Consider the following 19,173-nt stretch of genomic DNA (forward strand, 5'->3'; position numbering starts at 1 on the left):
AGCAGCTTTGGATTCACTGCACTAACAATTTTATTCATCTTGCAAAGCAGTAATGGGATTCACACTCGCCGCATTACGTGCTGGTAATAAGGCTGCCACCACGCCGGTAATCACCAGCACCGCAAGCGCCATGATTGCAATTTGAATATCAATAAACGGTGACGCAAAAATACCATCGCCCTGCCCCAAGCCAACCAGCAAAGCGCGAATACCTTCCAATAAAAATACTCCCGCAACCAAACCGGTGTAACCGGCAAGTACGGTAATCACCAGCGATTCATGCACAATCATCAAGCTTATGTTCAAGGGCGTTGCCCCCATGGCTTTGCGCAACCCAATTTCGCGCGTGCGCTCTTTTACCACCACCAACATAATATTGCCGACACCAATCACACCGGCGATGATGGTGCCAATCGCTACCATCCAACTAAAGCCGATTACTCCGGTTACCAAACCACGATTTTGCTGATAAACCTGCTCCATATTAAAACCGCCGATCACACCGGAATCATCCGGGTGAATGCGATTGCGTTGGTAGAGCAATTGTTTGACATCGCGCTCGGCATCAAAGGCGCTGTAACCTTGTGCCGGAGTAAAAAATAACATTTGAAATGCGTCGACTTGATTAAACGCGTAACGCAGCGTTTGATTGGGTAAAATTATTTTACTGTTAGCTTGCTGTGCACCATCACCGGGTTCGGTGGATTTATAAATTCCCACCACCACAAATTGCACACCGTTTACTTTAATCGCCTCACCAATAGGGTTAGTGCCATCTTTAAATAAAACTTCCTGCACGCGGGTGCCTATTACCGCCACCTTGCGTTTCTCGCGTTCGTCCAGCGCGTTAATGTAACGACCTTCCGTCACTTTCAAAAATTCAAACGGCTCCCAACCGGGGTGGCTGCCATTAACCGAAAACGAACCGCTCTCTTTGCCATAAACCACATACTGCGCGGCACCCCAGGCGCCGAGATTATTCTTTCCATCCACCATTTCTACGCTGGCAATTTTTTGGCGAATGGCTTCTACATCGGCTTCGGTAAATTTCACACTGCGGCCTTTACCCAGGCCTTCAAAGGCGAGCTGGGTAGTATTGGATGGCCAAAAAATCACTACATTTTTTGCATCGCCAAAAATGCCTTCAATTTTGCTGCCAAAGCCCGTGCCAAAACCGAGCAGAATAACCAACATAAAAATTCCCCAAAAAACACCAAAGGCCGTTAAGCCAGTGCGCAGTTTTTGTTTTTTGAGGCTGTTGATAATTTCTTGCCATTTATCCCAATCAAACATGTTTTGCTCCTTCCCTACTCGGCTTTCATTGCTTCAACCGGCATGATGCGCGCAGCGCGCAATGCGGGCATTAATCCGGCAAAAACCCCGGAGAGAATCAGCAATAACAGAGCGCTAATGGCGATACCCAAATCGATTTCCGGTTGTTGAAAAAAAGGCAGTTCTACTTTTAAAGCGGTTAATAGTGCCGAGACGCCTTCCAAAATTCCCACGCCCAATACCAAACCGCTGTAACCCGCCACGCTGGTCACCAATACCGATTCAAATAACAGGCTCCCCACAATGGAACTGGGTTTAGCACCCAGTGCTTTGCGAATACCAATTTCGCGGGTGCGCTCTTTCACCGTGATAATCATGATATTGCTTACCCCCACAATGCCCGCCAGCAAGGTGCCAATGCCCACCAACCAGATAAACATATTCAAGCCGGTAAACATGGCGTTGATGTCTTCCGCTTCGCGCGCTTTGTTGCTCACTTCAATTGCACGTACATCGTCGGGGGCAATTTTGTGGCGCTGTTTTAACAGCGCGAGAATATCTTCTTCCAGTTTGATGCCATCGACACCGGGTTTGGGTCGCACAGTAATTAACGCTACTTCTTGACCACCGCCAAAGGATTTTTTAAATGCGGTCACCGGCATATACAACCGTTCCGACATTCGCCCCTGATTACCCTTGTCGTAAAACAAACCAATCACTTTGAAAGAAATGCCGTTAATTAGTATTTCTTTGCCCATGGCTTCGGCGTGGGTGGTAAATAATCGCTCACTCACCCGCGTACCTATCACCACCACTTTGCGGTTGTCATCTTGATCCAACGGATTCAAACGGCGGCCATCATCAAAGCGCACTTTTTCTTTGATATTAAAATATTGATCGGCCACACCCAGCACCCCAAAGCTGCCGGACTTATTGCCGTACATCACTGAAATATCAGAATTGATAAAAGAGCCGAGCGGATTTTCGCTGGAGAGATAACCCACACCGGGAATTTGTTGGCGAATTGCTGCCATATCACTGTCGGTTAACGCAATTTGACGGCCAACCGGTAGACCCAAATAAGGTACAGAGGTGGTACTGGGGAAAATCCAAATTGAATCGGAAACGTCGTTGCTCCAACCATCGGCAAATGCGTTTTGCATACCGCGCCCGGAGCCGAGCAACAGGATCAACATTAAAATGCCCCAAAACACACCGAAGGCGGTAAGCGCAGTACGGAGTTTATTTTGGCGCAGGGTAAATAGAATTTCTTGCAAGCTGTCCATGGCGATTTCCTAATCGTGCGGTAGCAGTAGCTGGATAAGTGCTTTGACGCACCCATCTCCTTTTTGGATTCACTTCCCACTGTTTTTATTAATAAGGCGCCCAAATTAACACAGACTGGTGTACTTGGATATTTGTTCAACCCGCGTGCTTAGCACTTTCATCTATAAAAATGCAGTTGCAAATTGACAAAAAAGAGTCCCTGCAGCAGCACCTGCCGGGAACCCAATAACCAGCCGCGCCCCGGGGTGCTGCACGCGGCTGGCTATCAAGTGCGGAGAGAAAACCAAATTCAGGTTGGGGGATAGAATTTGGTTGACTCGATAGTTGGATGATGATTGAACTGATTTGGATTCAAAAAGAGTGAATAAAAAAGCGCAGCCCCTTTGAGTTATCTTAGGAAGCTGCGCTTTTTAGATTGGATAAAACGGTATTACTTAGCTAATTGCCCCACTGCGATTCACACCATTAATCAACGCTTTTATAGCCGAGGTAATAATGTTGCGATCTTGCCCTACACCGTAAACCGGTTTGCCATTTTTCACTTTGATTTCCACGTAAGTCACCGCGGCCACATCAGAGCCTTCACCGACGGAATGTTCGGAATAATCAATCACGCTCACTTCCGCATCGATAAATTGACTGATTGCGTGGGCGGCGGCATCGATGGGGCCGTTACCGCTGCCGCTGATTTGCACGGTTTTGTCCTGATGTTGGGCGTGGATGACTATATCAACCTGATGCGTGTCATCCTGCTCACTAAACTTACTCGATTGATAAGTGATAGGCGAATTTACCGCAAAATATTCGTCGTTAAAAATCCGTGCGATGTCAGTCGCTTTAACTTCTTTCCCGGTGCTGTCGCTAACTTTTTGTACCACACCGCTAAATTCAATTTGCAAACGACGCGGCAATTGCAAACCGGCTTCCTGTTGCAACAGGAAACTCACACCGCCTTTACCGGACTGCGCGTTTACCCGCACTACCGCATCGTAACTGCGATTCAAATCGGCCGGGTCAATTGGCAAATAAGGTACCTCCCAGAGTGCGTCTTTTTTCTGCACTGCAAAACCTTTTTTGATTGCATCCTGATGTGAACCAGAAAAAGCGGTAAATACCAATTCGCCGGCATAGGGGTGACGCGGATGCACCGGCAATTGCGTGCACTCTTCATGCAATTTACGCACGCGATCTATGTCAGAAAAATCCAACCCTGGGCTAACGCCCTGCGAATACAAATTCATCGCCAAAGTAACCAAACACACATTACCGGTGCGCTCGCCGTTGCCAAACAAACAACCTTCAACACGATCTGCACCCGCCATCACTGCCAATTCTGCCGCAGCCACTGCGGTGCCACGATCATTGTGCGGATGCACGCTGATAACAATAGAATCGCGGCGATTGATATTACGGTGAATCCACTCGATTTGATCGGCATAGGTATTCGGTGTGTTCATCTCCACCGTGGCGGGCAAATTCAAAATCAATTTCTTTTGCGGGGATGGATTCCAAATTTCTACCACCGCATCGCACACGTCTTTTACCAATTCGATTTCAGTCGATGAAAACACTTCCGGCGAGTATTGGAAAGTCCAATCCACTTCCGGTGCTTTCGCGGTTAATTCTTTGCACCATTTAGTACCTTGAATCGCGATATTTTTTACACCTGCTTCATCGGTGTTGTACACAATTTTACGGAACGCTGGTGCGAGTGGATTGTACATATGCAAAATCGCACGCTTAGCGCCGCGCAAACTTTCCACGGTTTTTTCGATCAAGTCGTAACGCGCTTGCACCAATACTTCGATGGTAACGTCATCGGGAATTAAATTTTCTTCGATCAATTGGCGAGTGAAGTTGTAATCAATTTCGCTGGCCGAAGGAAAACCGATTTCGATTTCTTTAAAACCAATCGCGACCAATTCTTTGAACATACGCATTTTGGTGGCAACGGACATAGGGTCGATCAGTGCTTGATTGCCATCGCGCAGGTCAGTGCTCATCCAAATGGGCGGTTTTTCAATGTGATTATTCGGCCATTGGCGGTCGGGCAAGGAAACACCGACAAAACGCTGGTATTTGCTGGATGGATTGGCAAGCATGGTTGACTCCGTGATGTCGCAAAAAGGTATATCGTAAAAAATAGAGGTTGATGGAAAGCCCGGTCCGGTCACAACAGCTGGGGATAACAGCGCTGGATTCCTGGAAGTGCGGTCACACAGGTAGGAACCCCATTCCGGCGCGGGTAGCGCACGGCTTTTATCAACATGTGCCCAGTATAGGCAGATGAGCTTGGCAGATGATTGCGAAGCTTGTGTTAATATCAATAATTGAACAATATTATTGCTATAAAATTCAATTTATTGAAATTTAATTTCCATCATATGGAGTTTATCGCTATGGAACTCGACCGTTACGACCGTTTGATCCTTGCGGCGCTGCAACAAAATGGGCGCATTTCCAACCAAGAATTGGCCGACAGTATCAGCCTGTCGCCCTCCCCTTGCCTGCGCCGCGTGCGCGCACTCGAGGAAGCGGGGCTGATCGATGGTTATGTCGCGCTACTCAATGCGCGCAAACTCGGACTGACGCTGGTGTCGTTTATCCAGATCAGCATGGATAAACACACCCCGGACAGGTTTGATTCCTTTGAAAAAACGGTAGAAGCCTACCCCGAAGTGTTGGAATGCCACTTGATCACCGGGCAGTCGGCGGATTACCTGTTAAAGGTCATAGTGAAGGATATGGATGCTTATCAACAATTCCTGCTGCAAAAACTCACCCGCATCGAAGGGGTGAGCGGGGTGCATTCGTCGTTTGTGCTGAAATCGCCCATTGATAAAACGGCGTTGCCAGTGGGATGAACACTTGAGGTTTTGATGTGTTTGAAAAAAGCATCCATCCACACTTATAAAACGGCAATTACTCCAAACGCATAAAATCAAAATCTACACTGCCGCCGGTTTGCTCTGTGGCGAAGTTAAACAGGGCAAACCTATACCCCATAAAATGATCCAGTGAATATTTCATCTGCAATGTGTTGCCGATGGGTTTCCACTCAATGCCGTCAAGGCTGTAAGCGAAAGTTGCCGTGTCTTTCAAGTCGCGGAAATCCGTATAGGTTTTTAAATGAATTTTTGATTCAGTGAGCGGAACTCGTTCAATCACATCCCACTGATCTTTTTCACCGCTCGCCATCACAATGAATAAACCTTCTTTGGTTTTTTCAACGCCTACAAATCCATAGGCAGATTGCAAAGCACCAATACCAGCGTAATCGCCTGATTTCATGTTGCTGGCATCAATGAATGTATGCGCAGTTGAAACAGGGCCAAACGTGCGTTGGGTTAGGGTATTTTGCGTTTCAACAAAACTTTTATCCAAACGCAAATTGGTTAAACGTAAAAATCCGTTGCGATCGGTAAGCGACCAGCCTTCGGCAACTGGATTGTGATTCCATTGCCACGCCATTTTGAGCGGCTGATTGGCAGCATAATAAAATTCATCCGATTCAATAATATTATTGAATCCTTGATGTGTAACTTGAATCGGTAACTCATCAGGCACCTTGCCGTTTACACCAAATATCGGCCAACCGTCTTTCCAATGCACAGGAACCAAATAAGGAATTCGCCCTACTGCACCACGGTCACGAAATAAAAATGCATACCATTTGCCATCGGGTGTATCAATTAATCCACCTTGGGCGATGCCCTTGTCCGTTAATGCGACCCTGCCTTCATAGCTTCCCAGCAAAGTATCCGAGCGATAAATTAATTGGGTACGCATTTTATTCGCGGGCCAGGAAATTAAATTTAAGTAATATTTTCCGTTTACTTTTAACATCTGCGAACCTTCGGAAGGAACCCAGAATTTATCGCCTGCAACACGTGACGCTTTTGGGATCAATACACGATTAACGCCGTCTTTTTTTATTGCCGTAGCATCAGCGGTTAGCTCGACGATAAAAATATCGTCATTGCCATAAATCATAAATACACGGCCATCATCAAAAAATAATGATGAATCATGAAACAAGGCATCGATTTCGACTCGTTGCCAATCGCCAGTTTCAATATTGTCCGTTGAAAAAATATAGGTTTTTTTGGTGGTATTGGAAAAACTACTGACGTAATAACGCCCATTGTGATAACGCAAGCTACTCGCCCAAGTTCCTTCACCATAGGCTTCTTTGCCATTATTCAAACTGGATTTTTCATCGCTTGATAAAATTGGATAGGCATAACGCACCATTTCCCAATTTACCAAATCCTTTGATTTCATAATCGGCAAACCGGGATTCATATGCATGGTGGTGCTACTCATATAATAAGTGTCGCCCACGCGCATCACAGCTGGGTCCGGCACATCTGCCCAGATCACAGGATTATGAGCAAACGGTTTTTTGATCTCCGCCGTTTGGCAGCCCATCAACACACTCAACACCAATAGCAAACCCGTGAGTATGAAAACGGCAGGCAAAACCTTCCGCTTGGGCAGTGAGCTGTGAAACTCCATAGAGTCGTTTTGGAAATGAGTGAGTTCTTGCACCTTGCTGATCCTTTCTTTTGTTTGGTTTTTGTGACGAATCGGTGGCCTATCCTCAGTGATTTCCTGCTACTAAGCAATTCATCACAAGGTCTTTACTCATTCTTTACTTTTCGCTTAAAACTTGTTCAAAATTCACATATAAACCATCATAAGTGCAAATCGCACATTGTTTAATGATAGGGGTTCATCATGTCAGCACTTGCACAAAAAAATCCCAAAAGAAATGACCGCGTGGCTGTGTGAAGTTAGCGCTAAGGACGTAGCTTTTAAACAGCGGGATAAAGTCGACGTATTTCGATTTACGCGTAACGCATTTATGGTAAATGGGGAATTACCCTTACCAGCGGGATAAGTTCTATCCCGCAGTAAAATTTATGATTTTAAATTTTTAGGGAATAACAACACGAAGATTATTTCCCGACTTAACTACATCCAGTTTTTGGTTTTGATTGGCTACCTGCACCGAATAATAAACTGGTGCTCCTAATGCATCGCCGGTGATACTCAATTCATAATTGCCATTGGTAAGTGGGATTGAGTAGGCGCCGGAATTAAATGCCGGATAGGATTTTCCATTGGTGGTAATCGTTATACCACTTAACCCTTCACCCACATCATAAAATTCGTTGTTATTTTTATCATCGTAAATAACACCCGTTAAAAAGTAGCTTGAACCGGAACGCGCAAAATTTTGTGTCAGCATGGACGATAAATAATTGCGGCCATCCTGCATAAAATAACCTTGCAGCTGACCAATACCCAACTCGCGGAAATTGGCGTTAAGGATATTCACGCGATGCCCCGGTGATTTAAATAATCCTTCGTGTTGTGAAATCGCGTAGCTGGTTAAATTGATTGTACTTCCCGTCGTTCCGCCCCAGGCGATATTTTCCCCACTCGTCCAATTGCCGGTAAATGTATAACCTGCTGCTTGCATCCGTTCATGGGGTGTTGAATTATTTTCACCTGTATGAGAAAAAACATCGGCATCCAACATCCATTGCGAATGTACGCGTGAAGATTCAATCAACAACAAATTATGGGCAAGCGGTTGTTTGGGTGAGTTGGTAATTTGAGTGCCGGTGATGCCATCGTTTAAACCGATTCCCAGGCGGGTCGCTTCCAAATCAGGATTAGCGCGGGCGCGATTTATTAACTCAACGACTAACACCTCCTGCGCGGTTGGCTGTTTGGTTAAATCAATGACAGCCGGTGTTGCACTGACTTCACTGCTGGCAATACTTTCCTGATTTCCGCTGAGTGCGATCACCACAAAATAATAGGTTTCGCCGTTGCGCAGGTTGGTAATAATATGCGGCGACGTTGCATCATCTACCTGGGTTCCATCGGCAAAACTGGCAATATTGTTAATCAGAATATTGGCTTCGGATGCATAGTAGATACGATAGCCAGTTGCACCGGCGACGGCGTTCCAGGTTAGCGTGACCGACGCGGTGCCAGGGATGGCAGAAATATTTTGTGGCGCAGCGAGTGAACTATTTGAGGAATTAGCGCCGCTATTCAGTGTGGAAGAAATGCTACTTGCGCTAGTGCTGGATACAGGATTAGCGGAAGATGGGCTCGCGGGCGCCGATGGATTTGAGTTTCCGGATGAACCCCCACCTCCGCCACCACAGGACACTAAACCACCACCGCACACTAAAAGGCAGAGTGCAAAAATGGAAAGGGATCTTCTAAAAAATAATGTAGTGTTCATAGCGCTTTAACCAATCTTGCCAATAACAGTTTTGATACTAGCAAGATTGGTTAGCACCAACCGAGACTCCAACCACAAGTCAAGGTTTGCACCGATGGTACATAACAACCTTTGGTTATAAGATCTTTCTTTCCTCTGCGCTAATCTTCACATCGTTAATACTCGCAAAACGTCGCTGCATTAATCCATTTTCAGCGAACTCCCAATTTTCATTACCATAAGAACGAAACCATTGCCCTTCGGCATCGTGCCATTCATATTCAAAACGCACCGCAATGCGATTTTCAGTGAATGCCCACAATTCTTTTTTCAGGCGATAATCCAGCTCTTTGTTCCACTTCGCTTGCAAGAATTTAACGATAGATTCACGCCCGGAAAAAAATTGATCGCGGTTACGCCACTCACTGTTCGGCGTGTAAGCCATAGCAACACGTTCGGGGTCGCGGCTATTCCAGGCATCTTCCGCCGCTTGTACTTTTTTTAGCGCCGTTTCTGCCGTGAATGGAGGAAACGGCGGCCGGGGTATAACGGCTGTTAAATCCACAGCGGATTGCACATTCATAATGATTACCAGGCTTTGTAGGGCAGGAATTTGCCATTGAGATTGATGATCACCCGATCACCTTTCGGATTTTCTTCTTTGCCAATTTCCATGGAAAAATCAATCGCACTCATAATGCCGTCACCAAATTTTTCGTGAATGATTTCTTTAATCGTTGGGCCATATACGCCGATCATTTCATACAAACGATAAATCAACGGATCTTGCGGAACATTCGGTTCCCAACTTTTACTGGGGCATTGCATCAATGCAATTTTGGCAGCTTCCGGTAAATCGAACACTTTGCACAGCGCTTCCGCTTTATCCGCCGGCGCGCTGTTCATGCCCAAACAGACCGAGGTGGTCCACACCGGCGACATGCCAATGCTCTCTGCAACACCTTCCCACGTCAGGTTCATTTTTTGTTTGGCGATAACAATGGCTTCTACAACGTCTTGCTTTTTCATAGTGGTTTCCTCAGGCATTAACAAAGTTGATTAACAGGTGTCGATTGCTCGACTGATGGTTGGTCTAGCGGATTTACACTGATCGGGAATTCATCGCACGCAGAATTTTTAGTAAAGGTTTTTGAGCGCTTCACTAAAAACTCCACCAGATGATTGCGAATGGTGTAATAACCGGGGTGATGAATTATTTCGGCGCGTTTACGGGGTTTGGGCAAATCCACCACCACCGATTCTGCAATCACCGCGCCCGGTCCATTGCTCATTAATAAGATTCGATCCGATAATAAAATGGCTTCATCGACATCGTGGGTAATCATAAAAACCGTTTGGCGAGTTTCGCTGCAGATATTCACTAGCTCGTCTTGAATCACGCCGCGAGTTAATGCATCCAGGGCGCCAAAGGGTTCGTCGAGTAATAATAATTTTGGTTGGGTAGCAAAGGCGCGAGCGATGGAAACTCGCTGGCGCATACCGCCGGATAATTGCGCGGGTTTGCGCTGTTCAACTCCTTGTAAACCCACCATCGCTAAATAGCGCAGGCTGTGAGTGCGAACTGCTTCTTTACTCCATTGTGGCCAGCGAGCCCCCACCCCAAACATCACATTGTCGAGCGCACTTAACCAGGGCAATAGCGAATAATTTTGAAACACCACCCCGCGCTCCAAACTCGGGCCGCTGACTTCACGGCCATCCATAATCACTACGCCTTCAGTGGGCACATCCAAACCGGCGAGGGTATTCATGATGGTCGATTTGCCGCAGCCCGAATGGCCAATAATGCAAACGAACTCGCCTTTCTCAATCGTAAAATTGGCTTGCTCAAATACGGTGAGTGTTTCTTGCTTTGATACAAAACGTTTCGCCAGTTGTTGAACTTGTAAAAAAGATTGGCTCATTCCACTACTCCTCGTATTGGACCAATTTGGTAGCGGCAGTGAGTGCCATATCCAGCAACATGCCCACCAGACCAATCATCAGGATGGAAAAAATCACACTGGTTAAATCCAGGTTATTCCATTCATTCCACACGTAGTAACCAATCCCGGTTCCACCAACCAACATTTCGGCAGCGACAATAACCAACCAGGCGATACCGATAGAAATGCGCATGCCGGTTAAAATAGTCGGCGCCGCTGCGGGTAAAATAACGGTGAACGCCGTGCGTAACGGTGATAGCTCATGAGTGCGTGCAACATTGATCCAATCTTCACGCACATTCGCTACACCAAATGCGGTGTTCAATAACATCGGCCAAATGGAGCAAATAAAAATCACAAAAATTGCTGAGGTTTCTGAATCCTTAATAATGAACAGCGCAAGTGGCATCCACGCCAGTGGTGAGATGGGGCGCAACACTTGAATATAGGGATTTAATGCGCGGTACATGAGCGGTGACATGCCAATTAAAAATCCCACTGGCAATGCAATAATTGTTGCGAGAAAAAATCCGCTCAGTACGCGATATAGCGAATAGCCGAGTTGAATACCTATGCCTTTATCGTTGGGGCCCGCATCGTAAAAAGGATTGCGCAGTTCTTCCCACGCACGCACTAACACTGCCGAGGGTGGCGGCACGCGCGCTTCTTGTTCCGCACCGCCCATGAGCAATTCATATTCCGATTGCGCTTCACTGGCCGCTGGTGCTTGTGAGGAAAATTCCCACAAGCCCAGCACCAACACCAGAAAACTCAGCGATACCAGCAGCGCACGCAGGTTAAGTGAACTCATGGTTAACCCCTGCGAATTGGAAAACTGTTGATGTATTCATCCGGCTTGGTGTAATCAAATTCTTTGCCCATGATGAAATAGTTTTTGTTGGTGCTGGTGGGAACGGCATAACCCAACTCTTTCATCACCTTTTCACAATCGGTTGCGAGATAAACCTGACGCGCGATGGTCTGGTAGTCCACCGCGCCTTTGATATAACCCCAGCGCTTCATTTGGCTGAGAATCCATACCGCCATGGAGTGCCATGGGAAAGGATCAAAGTCGATGCGGTCGGGCACATTTTTCACCTCGCCCAAACCATCGGCGTAGCGGCCCAGCAGCACCTGTTCAATAACTTGCACGGGTTGGTTGAGATAATTGGCGGGAGCAATCGCGGCGGCAATTTCCTTGCGATTTTCTGCCTTGGAGGAATAGTGCGTCGCTTCCACAATTGACTTAAGCAGCGCGCCATAGGTGTTGGGATGGGTCAGCGCAAATTCCTGGCTGCAAGCAAAAGCACAACAGGGGTGACCATCCCAAATATCTTTGGTGAGGGTGTGGATAAAACCGACTTTTTCCCATACCGCCCGCTGGTTAAAAGGGTCAGGCGAGAGGTAGCCATCGAGGTTACCGGCGCGCAAGTTAGCGACCATTTCCGGCGGCGGTACTACGCGAATCTGCACATCCTGATCCGGATCTAAACCGTGTTCGGCGAGGTAATAACGCAGCAAAAAATTGTGCATGGAAAATTCAAAAGGCACGCCAAATTTAAACCCCTTCCACTGCTTGGGGTCGCGTTTATCCTTATGGTCTACATGCAACACAATCGCCTGGCCATTGATATTTTCCACCGCCGGCATAATGAAATTTTTGGCGGTTGAGCCGATACCCAAACTCATCGCCAGCGGCATGGGCGTCAACATATGCGAGGCATCGTATTCACCGGCGAGGGATTTATCGCGCGCCACGGCCCAACCCGCGGTTTTAATGACCTCCACCTCCAAGCCGTGTTTGGCATAAAAACCCATGGGCTGCGCCATGATAATCGGCGTGGCACAGGTGATAGGCACAAAACCAACATTGAGTTTTTTCTTTTCCAGCGGACCGCCCGCTTCTTGCGCCGCCGCTTTAATCGCCGCCATGGGCAGTACCGAGGAGAGCGCGGCGGCGAGGGTGCCGCCACCTACCGCACGAATAAAACGACGGCGGCCGTGATCATCCTGATTAAACACCGCGCGCACTATGGCGTTTTCAATAACACGGTCCATCACCGCTTCGCTGGAACCTAAATTCCCATCCGCCGATATTGAATCCACCCGGGCGTATTGCTCTGCCTGTTGTTCCAAAGCCTGTGAATAGGCACGGTTATCTGCCCCCAGGCGACAGGTATCGCAATGGCAACCACGCTGGTGAATCAATGAGGTTTCGCTGCTGTATGCATCACCCAAACTTTTATCGCTCATAACGCCCCCTTTGTATGCATGCACGCACCAACACTTGGCGACGCGCTGAATCAATGAAAAATCCGGAACTTGCGTTGACTTGCTACAAGGCTTATTGCGAGCCCCGTGCCAACCTCTTAACTTTTCGTAATTGACTGATTTTTAAGGATATTTTTTATTATTGCGGGAAACGATAACAACGAAAAATCGTGACTCACGAAATTTCGTTCAGCTTGGCACGATTTTTCGTTGTATTAGCTGGTGTGTATTCACTCAACCACCACCTACCGCATCCAGCAAGGGGATCCTCTGTGAGCAACCTGCCCTGCCCAGTCCATCACTCCGCCGCGCAGCATCAATCCACTCCTGCTATGTCGGCGATTACCCAGGTATTCCAACAATTTGAACAGCAAAACCAACTGATCCTGAATGCGGCGGGTGAAGGTATTTATGGTGTGGACGCTGAAGGGCGCGCCACCTTCGTCAACCCGGCGGCGGAGCGGATTCTAGGCTGGAAGGCGGAGGAACTGATTGGTAACAATATTCATTTGGCGATTCATCACAGCCATAACGACGGCTCGGATTACTGCGTACAGGACTGCCCGATTTTTGCGGCATTTCACGATGGCACGGTACGACGTGTGGATGATGAAGTGTTTTGGTGTCGCGACGGCCATCCGGTACCGGTGGAGTACACCAGTACGCCGATTTTTGATCAGGGTAAACGGGTGGGTGCGGTAGTCATTTTTCGCGATGTATCGGAGCGTAAAAGCGCGCAAGCAAAATTGCATTCCACCATGGAAGAGCTGCGTTTGGCGCTGGAACAAGTTGGCCAGCTGAAACACAAACTGGAACTTGAAAATGCCTATCTGCAACAGGAAATCAGCGAGGGGTTTAGCTCCCATCTTATTGTAGGTAAAAGCCCCGCCGTACAGCAGATCAATTACCAGATTCAACTGGTCGCACCCACTGTAGCCACGGTATTGATTACCGGAGAGTCAGGCACGGGCAAGGAATTGATCGCACGCGCTATTCACCGTGCCAGTGAGCGCAATCAGCGCCCGTTGATTCGGGTTAATTGTGCAGCTATTCCACCGGAATTGTTTGAGAGCGAATTTTTTGGCCATGTACGCGGTGCATTTTCCGGCGCCGTGAGCGCACGCATGGGCCGCTTTGAAGTTGCCGATGGCGGCACACTCTTTCTTGATGAGGTCGGCGAATTACCATTGGCGTTACAGGGAAAATTATTGCGCGTATTACAGGATGGAGAATTTGAGCGGGTAGGTGAATCCATCACCCGCAAGGTGGATGTACGGGTAATAACGGCCACTAATCGCGATTTAAAACAGCGCGTTGAACAGGGGTTATTCCGCGAGGATTTGTATTTTCGCCTGAATGTTTTTCCCATCCGCTCGGCACCGCTGCGCGAACGACTGGAGGATATACCGCTGCTGGTCGCGCATTTTTTACAGGCCACCTGCCAGCGGTTTCACAAAACCGCGCTTAAAATTTCCCTCGCCCAAATCCAACGCCTGCAGGCCTACCACTGGCCGGGCAATATTCGCGAGCTGGAGAATCGTATCGAACGGCAGGTCATTCTCAGCCAGGGCGATAAATTGGTGCTCGATGATCTACCGCAACTCCAACAAGCCAGCCAAGTATCGATTCAACCGCCGACTGAAACACTGACCGAGCAGGATTGTCGCCAGATGCAATACCAGGCAACACTGGATGCGCTGCTGCGCACCGGTGGGAAAATTTATGGCGCGGATGGTGCGGCGCAATTACTGGGTATCAAACCCACTACCCTTGCCTCGCGCTTGAAAAAATTAGGGATAAACCGGCAACAGCTATTGGCTGCGTACCCGCAATAAAAAAGGGGCTAATTAGCCCCTTTTTTAATTCGTTTTAGCCATGTTTTTTATGCGCACGGCGGTCGCCCTGGCGGCGATCCCTGGGGATGTCCTGCGGGATGCCTTTATGCTGTTGGCGACGATCATGGCTCTGACGTTCTTCCAGAGCATCTTCAATTTGCGTTAGCAGTACCTTAGGTGTCTTTACTTCTGTCATCGTTAAATCCGTCTCACTAAGCAGTTAATTCAAGGTTGGATCGCTGTTATTACGACTTCTGTATTATTGTAGACCAGCTTGAAATTCATTTTTGGGATTATAGAAGTTTTCTTATTTCATTTTTTAATAAGAAAAGCCGAATCCTTGCGAATTCGGTCCTCTAATAAACTTAAAATGTTATAATTAAGACAGAAATCATTTACTTCTTTCAACTATTCATACTTTTGAAAATATACCTGATCTTCAGCGATAGTAGCTTCCGGGTTCAATACTTTCCAGTGCGTAAGCAAAGTATTCTGTTTTTCTTCCAAGGTGAATAACAGCGTATCTTGTTGATAGATATCCTTAAACTTCTGCATGGAGGTTTCGCTAAACGCTATAAAATGAACCTCTATTTCAGATTTTCTCTGCAATACTTTACAGGTTATTTCTTGGGCAGTTTGATAACCATTTATCTCCAATAAACAACTAGCAGGCCCGATTGTCAGGGTATAAGCCACGATCATCGGCGTACCCGGGTAGTTTTTGCCATAATCCGCTTCATATATATATGTACCATTCCAGCTTTTAGTTTCGGCACAAGCAACAACTCCGATAAGCTGTAAAAAAACAATGAATGCAATCACTAACTTTTTCATTTTTTATCCCATGTATCCAGGTTTTATTCCCTTTTCAAACATCTTTCTGACTGTTTCAGCGACTTCTTTCAACACAATTTTTCCATCTTTATTTTTATCCAACCCAATATTTTGTTCATAAGCTTTGGTTCCTTTTCTGAAAAAAATATGATCTACAGGTTTTCCTATGGCTGTCGGAAGAAGTATTGCCATATATACATCTTCCAGTGTGTGTAATTTTCCTTTGTATGTATTGAAATATTTTTTTACATAATCCAATTGATCCACTGCTGACATTTTTTCCAGTGCAGAAGAGTTAGTTTTTAAATATGTGGCTGTTTGAGGCATGAATTGTATTAAACCAACAGCGCCACTTCCCGCCGCGTTTTTAATACTGGGACTAAATGTCTCACCTGTTTCAAAAGCTATACACGCCATTAGATAATCTGGTGAAATCTCTAATTGCTTAGATATTTGAATAACTTTTTGTTTAAATGCTGGCGAAACTTTTGCTCCCCAAGCAATTTTTAATTGATGCTGTGGAGGCACAACAGAAAATATTGATTGTGATTTTTGGTTTTCATTATTTTCACTAACATGTGTAAATTCAGGAAACGTAGCGTGAGTTGCTATTTTTATTTTTGGTGGTTCAGTCAAGTATTTAGATAAAGCTTGCCAAGTTTTTCCTTTCACCTCTACGAGGCCATCTGGCTTAGAGAATTTCAAAACTTGTTTTTGGAATGATTCAATTGCGCCTATAGTTTTTTTGCCAACCAACTTATCGACAGCCAATAACCTAAAGGGAAATTGAATTGCCCTATTTAAGGTAATTTGAACCAACTCAACATCTTCGCGACTATTAACGCCTTTTTTACCTACTGAGTTTTTTATTTGCATGAACATTCTCCTTTGTTAATTGCTATCTCAAGGGCGCAAATATAGTCCTCGTATGCTCATCTATCAACTCAATGTATCACGTTAAAAAAACAAAAAAGCCACAACGTCAATTTATGAAGTTGTGGCTTTTCTCTAAACGAATTATTTAAAACTGGTTATATATCCAGATTAGCCACAGCCAATGCGTTGGTTTCGATAAACTCACGGCGTGGTTCCACGTTATCACCCATCAGGCAGGTGAAGATCTGGTCAGCGGCAATCGCGTCCTGGATGGTCACACGCAGCATGCGACGGGTTTCCGGGTTCATGGTGGTATCCCACAATTGCTCCGGGTTCATCTCACCCAGACCTTTATAGCGCTGGATGTTGTAGCCTTTGCGTGACTCTTTCATCAGCCATTCCAGGCCTTCAGCAAACTTGAACAGCGGTTGTTTACGCTCACCACGCTGGATATAAGCGCCCTCTTCGATCAGGCTCTCCAGTTTTTCACCCAGTGAAACAATAGACGCATATTCACCTGAGGCAAAGAAGTCGTGGTTAAACGGATAAGGAGTAGCTATACCATGGGCAGTGATTTCTACCTGTGGCATAAACAGGTGGCGCTCGGTATCTTCACGCACAGTGATGATATAGCGCTGACTACCGGCACGGGCGTCGATACTGAAATGCGCAGCCATCTGGTCACACCATTGTTGCATATGGCCTTGATCTGCCAGGTGCTCAGGGCGGACTGCCGGTAAGTAGATCATCTTTTCCAGCACATCGGCAGGATACAGGCGCGACAAGCGATCAATAGTCGCCATCACCTTGCGGTATTCATACACCAGCTTCTCCAGCGCTTCACCGGCAATGGGTGGGGCACTGGGGTTGACGTGGAGACTTGCATCTTCCAGCGCCGCCTGGGTGAGGAATTCTGTCATAGCCGCTTCGTCTTTCAGGTATTGCTCCTGTTTGCCTTTGGCGATTTTGTACAGCGGTGGCTGGGCGATGTAGATATGACCGCGTTCAATCAGCTCGCGCATTTGGCGGAAGAAGAAGGTCAACAATAAGGTGCGGATGTGGGAACCGTCCACGTCAGCATCCGTCATGATAATGATGCTGTGGTAACGCAGTTTTTCCGGGTTGTAATCCTCTTTACCAATACCGCAACCGAGTGCAGTAATCAGGGTGCCGACTTCGGCACTCGATAACATCTTGTCAAACCGGGCTTTTTCCACGTTGAGGATCTTACCCTTGAGCGGCAAAATCGCCTGGGTTTTACGCGCACGGCCTTGTTTGGCAGAGCCGCCCGCAGAATCACCCTCTACCAGGTAGAGTTCGGAAAGCGCTGGATCTTTTTCCTGGCAATCGGCCAGCTTGCCGGGCAAGCCAGCGATATCCAATGCACCTTTACGGCGAGTCATTTCACGGGCTTTTCGCGCGGCTTCACGGGCGCGCGCAGCATCAATCATCTTACCCACAATGGCTTTGGCTTCTTGCGGGTTTTCCAACAAGTAGGCGCCAAAGTGTTCGTTCATTTCCTGTTCTACGGCGGTTTTCACCTCGGAGGACACGAGTTTGTCTTTGGTTTGGCTGGAGAATTTAGGATCGGGCACTTTTACCGAGATAATCGCAGTCAGGCCTTCACGAGCATCGTCACCGGTAGTGGCCACTTTAGCGTTTTTGGCGATACCTTCTTTCTCGATATAGGTATTCAAACCACGGGTAAGCGCCGCACGGAAACCCGCCAAGTGAGTACCACCGTCGCGCTGCGGGATATTATTGGTGTAGCAGAACAGATTTTCCTGGAAAGAATCGTTCCACTGCAGCGCCACTTCTACGCCAATACCATCGTCACGTTTAAGTGAAACGAAGTGCACCATCTTATTAATGGTGGTTTTGTTCTTATTCAGATGGTCTACAAACGCACGCAAACCACCTTCGTATTGGTAGACCTCTTCCTTACCGCTGCGCTCGTCTTTCAGCACAATGCGCACACCTGAGTTCAGGAACGAGAGCTCGCGCAGGCGTTTGGCCAGCAATTCAAAGTGGAATTCGATATTGGTAAAAGTTTCAGCGGAAGGTTTAAAGTGAATTTCAGTGCCAGTAGTTGCTGAATCCCCCACTACTTTCAATGCTTCATCGGGTACACCATGGCGATAAATCTGCTCATGGATTTTACCGCCACGGCGAATAGTCAACTTTAACCATTCAGAGAGAGCGTTAACTACCGATACACCCACACCATGTAAACCACCAGAAACCTTATAGGTGTTGTCGTCAAATTTACCGCCCGCATGGAGCACGGTCATAATTACTTCGGCAGCAGAGACCCCCTCTTCATGCATTTCGGTAGGGATACCGCGACCATTGTCAGAGACAGAGACAGTTTCGTCAGGGTGAATAATGACACGTACTTCATCACAGTGACCGGCAAGCGCCTCATCGATAGAGTTATCCACGACTTCAAACACCATATGATGCAAGCCTGAACCATCATCAGTGTCACCAATGTACATCCCTGGGCGCTTACGCACCGCATCCAGGCCCTTGAGGACCTTAATACTGGACGAGTCGTAAACATTCTCTTCTGACATAGCATTTCTCCGCTTTTTTGTTCAGTAGC

Annotated in this window: 16 protein-coding genes; 2 read left to right on the forward strand and 14 right to left on the reverse strand. The window is 47.1% G+C overall.

Annotation, left to right across the window (positions count from 1 at the left end; genetic code table 11):
• Positions 1–30: 30 nt before the first annotated feature.
• The 3 genes from NNX04_RS14315 to leuA form a co-directional block, all read right to left on the reverse strand.
• Positions 31–1,293: an ABC transporter permease gene (locus NNX04_RS14315; RefSeq protein WP_007639130.1), complete on the reverse strand. Its 1,263-nt coding sequence runs from the start codon at positions 1,291–1,293 to the stop codon at positions 31–33.
• A 14-nt stretch (positions 1,294–1,307) separates the two neighbouring features.
• Positions 1,308–2,558: an ABC transporter permease gene (locus NNX04_RS14320; protein ID WP_007639128.1), complete on the reverse strand. Its 1,251-nt coding sequence runs from the start codon at positions 2,556–2,558 to the stop codon at positions 1,308–1,310.
• 435 nt (positions 2,559–2,993) lie between these two features.
• Complete coding sequence (gene leuA, locus NNX04_RS14325; protein ID WP_007639125.1) at positions 2,994–4,661, reverse strand: 2-isopropylmalate synthase; 1,668 nt, start codon at positions 4,659–4,661, stop codon at positions 2,994–2,996.
• 297 nt (positions 4,662–4,958) lie between these two features.
• Here leuA and NNX04_RS14330 point away from each other — a divergent pair, with 297 nt between their 5' ends.
• Entirely contained in the window at positions 4,959–5,423 is a 465-nt protein-coding gene (locus tag NNX04_RS14330) for an Lrp/AsnC family transcriptional regulator (RefSeq protein ID WP_261946208.1), read from the forward strand.
• A gap of 58 nt (positions 5,424–5,481) precedes the next feature.
• Here NNX04_RS14330 and NNX04_RS14335 read toward each other — a convergent pair whose 3' ends face one another.
• The 7 genes from NNX04_RS14335 to NNX04_RS14365 all read right to left on the reverse strand — a co-directional run bounded on the left by NNX04_RS14335 (position 5,482) and on the right by NNX04_RS14365 (position 13,005).
• A complete protein-coding gene (locus NNX04_RS14335; RefSeq protein WP_261946209.1) occupies positions 5,482–7,110 on the reverse strand; it encodes a glycoside hydrolase family 43 protein in 1,629 nt (542 codons plus the stop codon).
• Between the two features lie 388 nt (positions 7,111–7,498).
• Positions 7,499–8,827 (reverse strand): fibronectin type III domain-containing protein, encoded by a 1,329-nt coding sequence (locus NNX04_RS14340; RefSeq protein WP_261946210.1) that lies wholly within the window; start codon positions 8,825–8,827, stop codon positions 7,499–7,501.
• A 115-nt stretch (positions 8,828–8,942) separates the two neighbouring features.
• Positions 8,943–9,389, reverse strand: a complete 447-nt coding sequence (locus tag NNX04_RS14345; RefSeq protein WP_261946211.1) for a nuclear transport factor 2 family protein — start codon at positions 9,387–9,389, stop codon at positions 8,943–8,945.
• 5 nt (positions 9,390–9,394) lie between these two features.
• Positions 9,395–9,835 carry a cyanase gene (cynS, locus tag NNX04_RS14350; protein WP_040391059.1) on the reverse strand — a complete coding sequence of 147 codons (441 nt, stop codon included), beginning with the start codon at positions 9,833–9,835 and terminating at the stop codon, positions 9,395–9,397.
• Between the two features lie 17 nt (positions 9,836–9,852).
• The gene (locus NNX04_RS14355; protein ID WP_261946212.1) at positions 9,853–10,731 is read right to left on the reverse strand and encodes an ABC transporter ATP-binding protein; all 879 of its coding nucleotides are present in this window, start codon (positions 10,729–10,731) and stop codon (positions 9,853–9,855) included.
• 4 nt (positions 10,732–10,735) lie between these two features.
• Positions 10,736–11,563 carry a nitrate ABC transporter permease gene (gene ntrB, locus NNX04_RS14360; protein WP_007639112.1) on the reverse strand — a complete coding sequence of 276 codons (828 nt, stop codon included), beginning with the start codon at positions 11,561–11,563 and terminating at the stop codon, positions 10,736–10,738.
• Positions 11,564–11,565: 2 nt separating this feature from the next.
• On the reverse strand, positions 11,566–13,005 hold the full coding sequence (locus NNX04_RS14365; protein WP_261946213.1) for a CmpA/NrtA family ABC transporter substrate-binding protein: 1,440 nt from the start codon (positions 13,003–13,005) through the stop codon (positions 11,566–11,568).
• Between the two features lie 290 nt (positions 13,006–13,295).
• On the opposite strand from NNX04_RS14365, the gene NNX04_RS14370 reads away from it, so the two are divergent.
• A complete protein-coding gene (locus NNX04_RS14370; protein WP_261946214.1) occupies positions 13,296–14,858 on the forward strand; it encodes a sigma-54 interaction domain-containing protein in 1,563 nt (520 codons plus the stop codon).
• A gap of 34 nt (positions 14,859–14,892) precedes the next feature.
• On the opposite strand, the gene NNX04_RS14375 is transcribed toward NNX04_RS14370, so the two are convergent.
• The 4 genes from NNX04_RS14375 to gyrB all read right to left on the reverse strand — a co-directional run bounded on the left by NNX04_RS14375 (position 14,893) and on the right by gyrB (position 19,144).
• A complete protein-coding gene (locus NNX04_RS14375) occupies positions 14,893–15,054 on the reverse strand; it encodes a hypothetical protein (RefSeq protein ID WP_007639109.1) in 162 nt (53 codons plus the stop codon).
• 212 nt (positions 15,055–15,266) lie between these two features.
• Positions 15,267–15,692 (reverse strand): DUF5991 domain-containing protein, encoded by a 426-nt coding sequence (locus tag NNX04_RS14380; RefSeq protein ID WP_261946215.1) that lies wholly within the window; start codon positions 15,690–15,692, stop codon positions 15,267–15,269.
• Between the two features lie 3 nt (positions 15,693–15,695).
• Entirely contained in the window at positions 15,696–16,568 is an 873-nt protein-coding gene (locus NNX04_RS14385) for a lytic transglycosylase domain-containing protein (protein ID WP_261946216.1), read from the reverse strand.
• A 155-nt stretch (positions 16,569–16,723) separates the two neighbouring features.
• A complete protein-coding gene (gene gyrB, locus NNX04_RS14390) occupies positions 16,724–19,144 on the reverse strand; it encodes a DNA topoisomerase (ATP-hydrolyzing) subunit B (protein WP_261946217.1) in 2,421 nt (806 codons plus the stop codon).
• Between the last annotated feature and the right edge of the window lie 29 nt (positions 19,145–19,173).

Origin of the sequence: Cellvibrio sp. QJXJ (assembly GCF_024452345.1) — a bacterium.
Lineage (GTDB): Bacteria > Pseudomonadota > Gammaproteobacteria > Pseudomonadales > Cellvibrionaceae > Cellvibrio.

Excerpts from the sequence above, each read along its gene's own strand:
- gyrB (WP_261946217.1), bottom strand. The coding sequence starts at position 19,144 with ATGTCAGAAGAGAATGTTTACGACTCGTCCAGTATTAAGGTCCTCAAG.
- NNX04_RS14375 (WP_007639109.1), bottom strand. The coding sequence starts at position 15,054 with ATGACAGAAGTAAAGACACCTAAGGTACTGCTAACGCAAATTGAAGAT.
- NNX04_RS14345 (WP_261946211.1), bottom strand. The coding sequence starts at position 9,389 with ATGAATGTGCAATCCGCTGTGGATTTAACAGCCGTTATACCCCGGCCG.
- NNX04_RS14355 (WP_261946212.1), bottom strand. The coding sequence starts at position 10,731 with ATGAGCCAATCTTTTTTACAAGTTCAACAACTGGCGAAACGTTTTGTA.
- NNX04_RS14385 (WP_261946216.1), bottom strand. The coding sequence starts at position 16,568 with ATGCAAATAAAAAACTCAGTAGGTAAAAAAGGCGTTAATAGTCGCGAA.
- NNX04_RS14330 (WP_261946208.1), top strand. The coding sequence starts at position 4,959 with ATGGAACTCGACCGTTACGACCGTTTGATCCTTGCGGCGCTGCAACAA.
- NNX04_RS14320 (WP_007639128.1), bottom strand. The coding sequence starts at position 2,558 with ATGGACAGCTTGCAAGAAATTCTATTTACCCTGCGCCAAAATAAACTC.
- NNX04_RS14380 (WP_261946215.1), bottom strand. The coding sequence starts at position 15,692 with ATGAAAAAGTTAGTGATTGCATTCATTGTTTTTTTACAGCTTATCGGA.
- cynS (WP_040391059.1), bottom strand. The coding sequence starts at position 9,835 with ATGAAAAAGCAAGACGTTGTAGAAGCCATTGTTATCGCCAAACAAAAA.
- NNX04_RS14365 (WP_261946213.1), bottom strand. The coding sequence starts at position 13,005 with ATGAGCGATAAAAGTTTGGGTGATGCATACAGCAGCGAAACCTCATTG.
- leuA (WP_007639125.1), bottom strand. The coding sequence starts at position 4,661 with ATGCTTGCCAATCCATCCAGCAAATACCAGCGTTTTGTCGGTGTTTCC.
- ntrB (WP_007639112.1), bottom strand. The coding sequence starts at position 11,563 with ATGAGTTCACTTAACCTGCGTGCGCTGCTGGTATCGCTGAGTTTTCTG.
- NNX04_RS14340 (WP_261946210.1), bottom strand. The coding sequence starts at position 8,827 with ATGAACACTACATTATTTTTTAGAAGATCCCTTTCCATTTTTGCACTC.
- NNX04_RS14315 (WP_007639130.1), bottom strand. The coding sequence starts at position 1,293 with ATGTTTGATTGGGATAAATGGCAAGAAATTATCAACAGCCTCAAAAAA.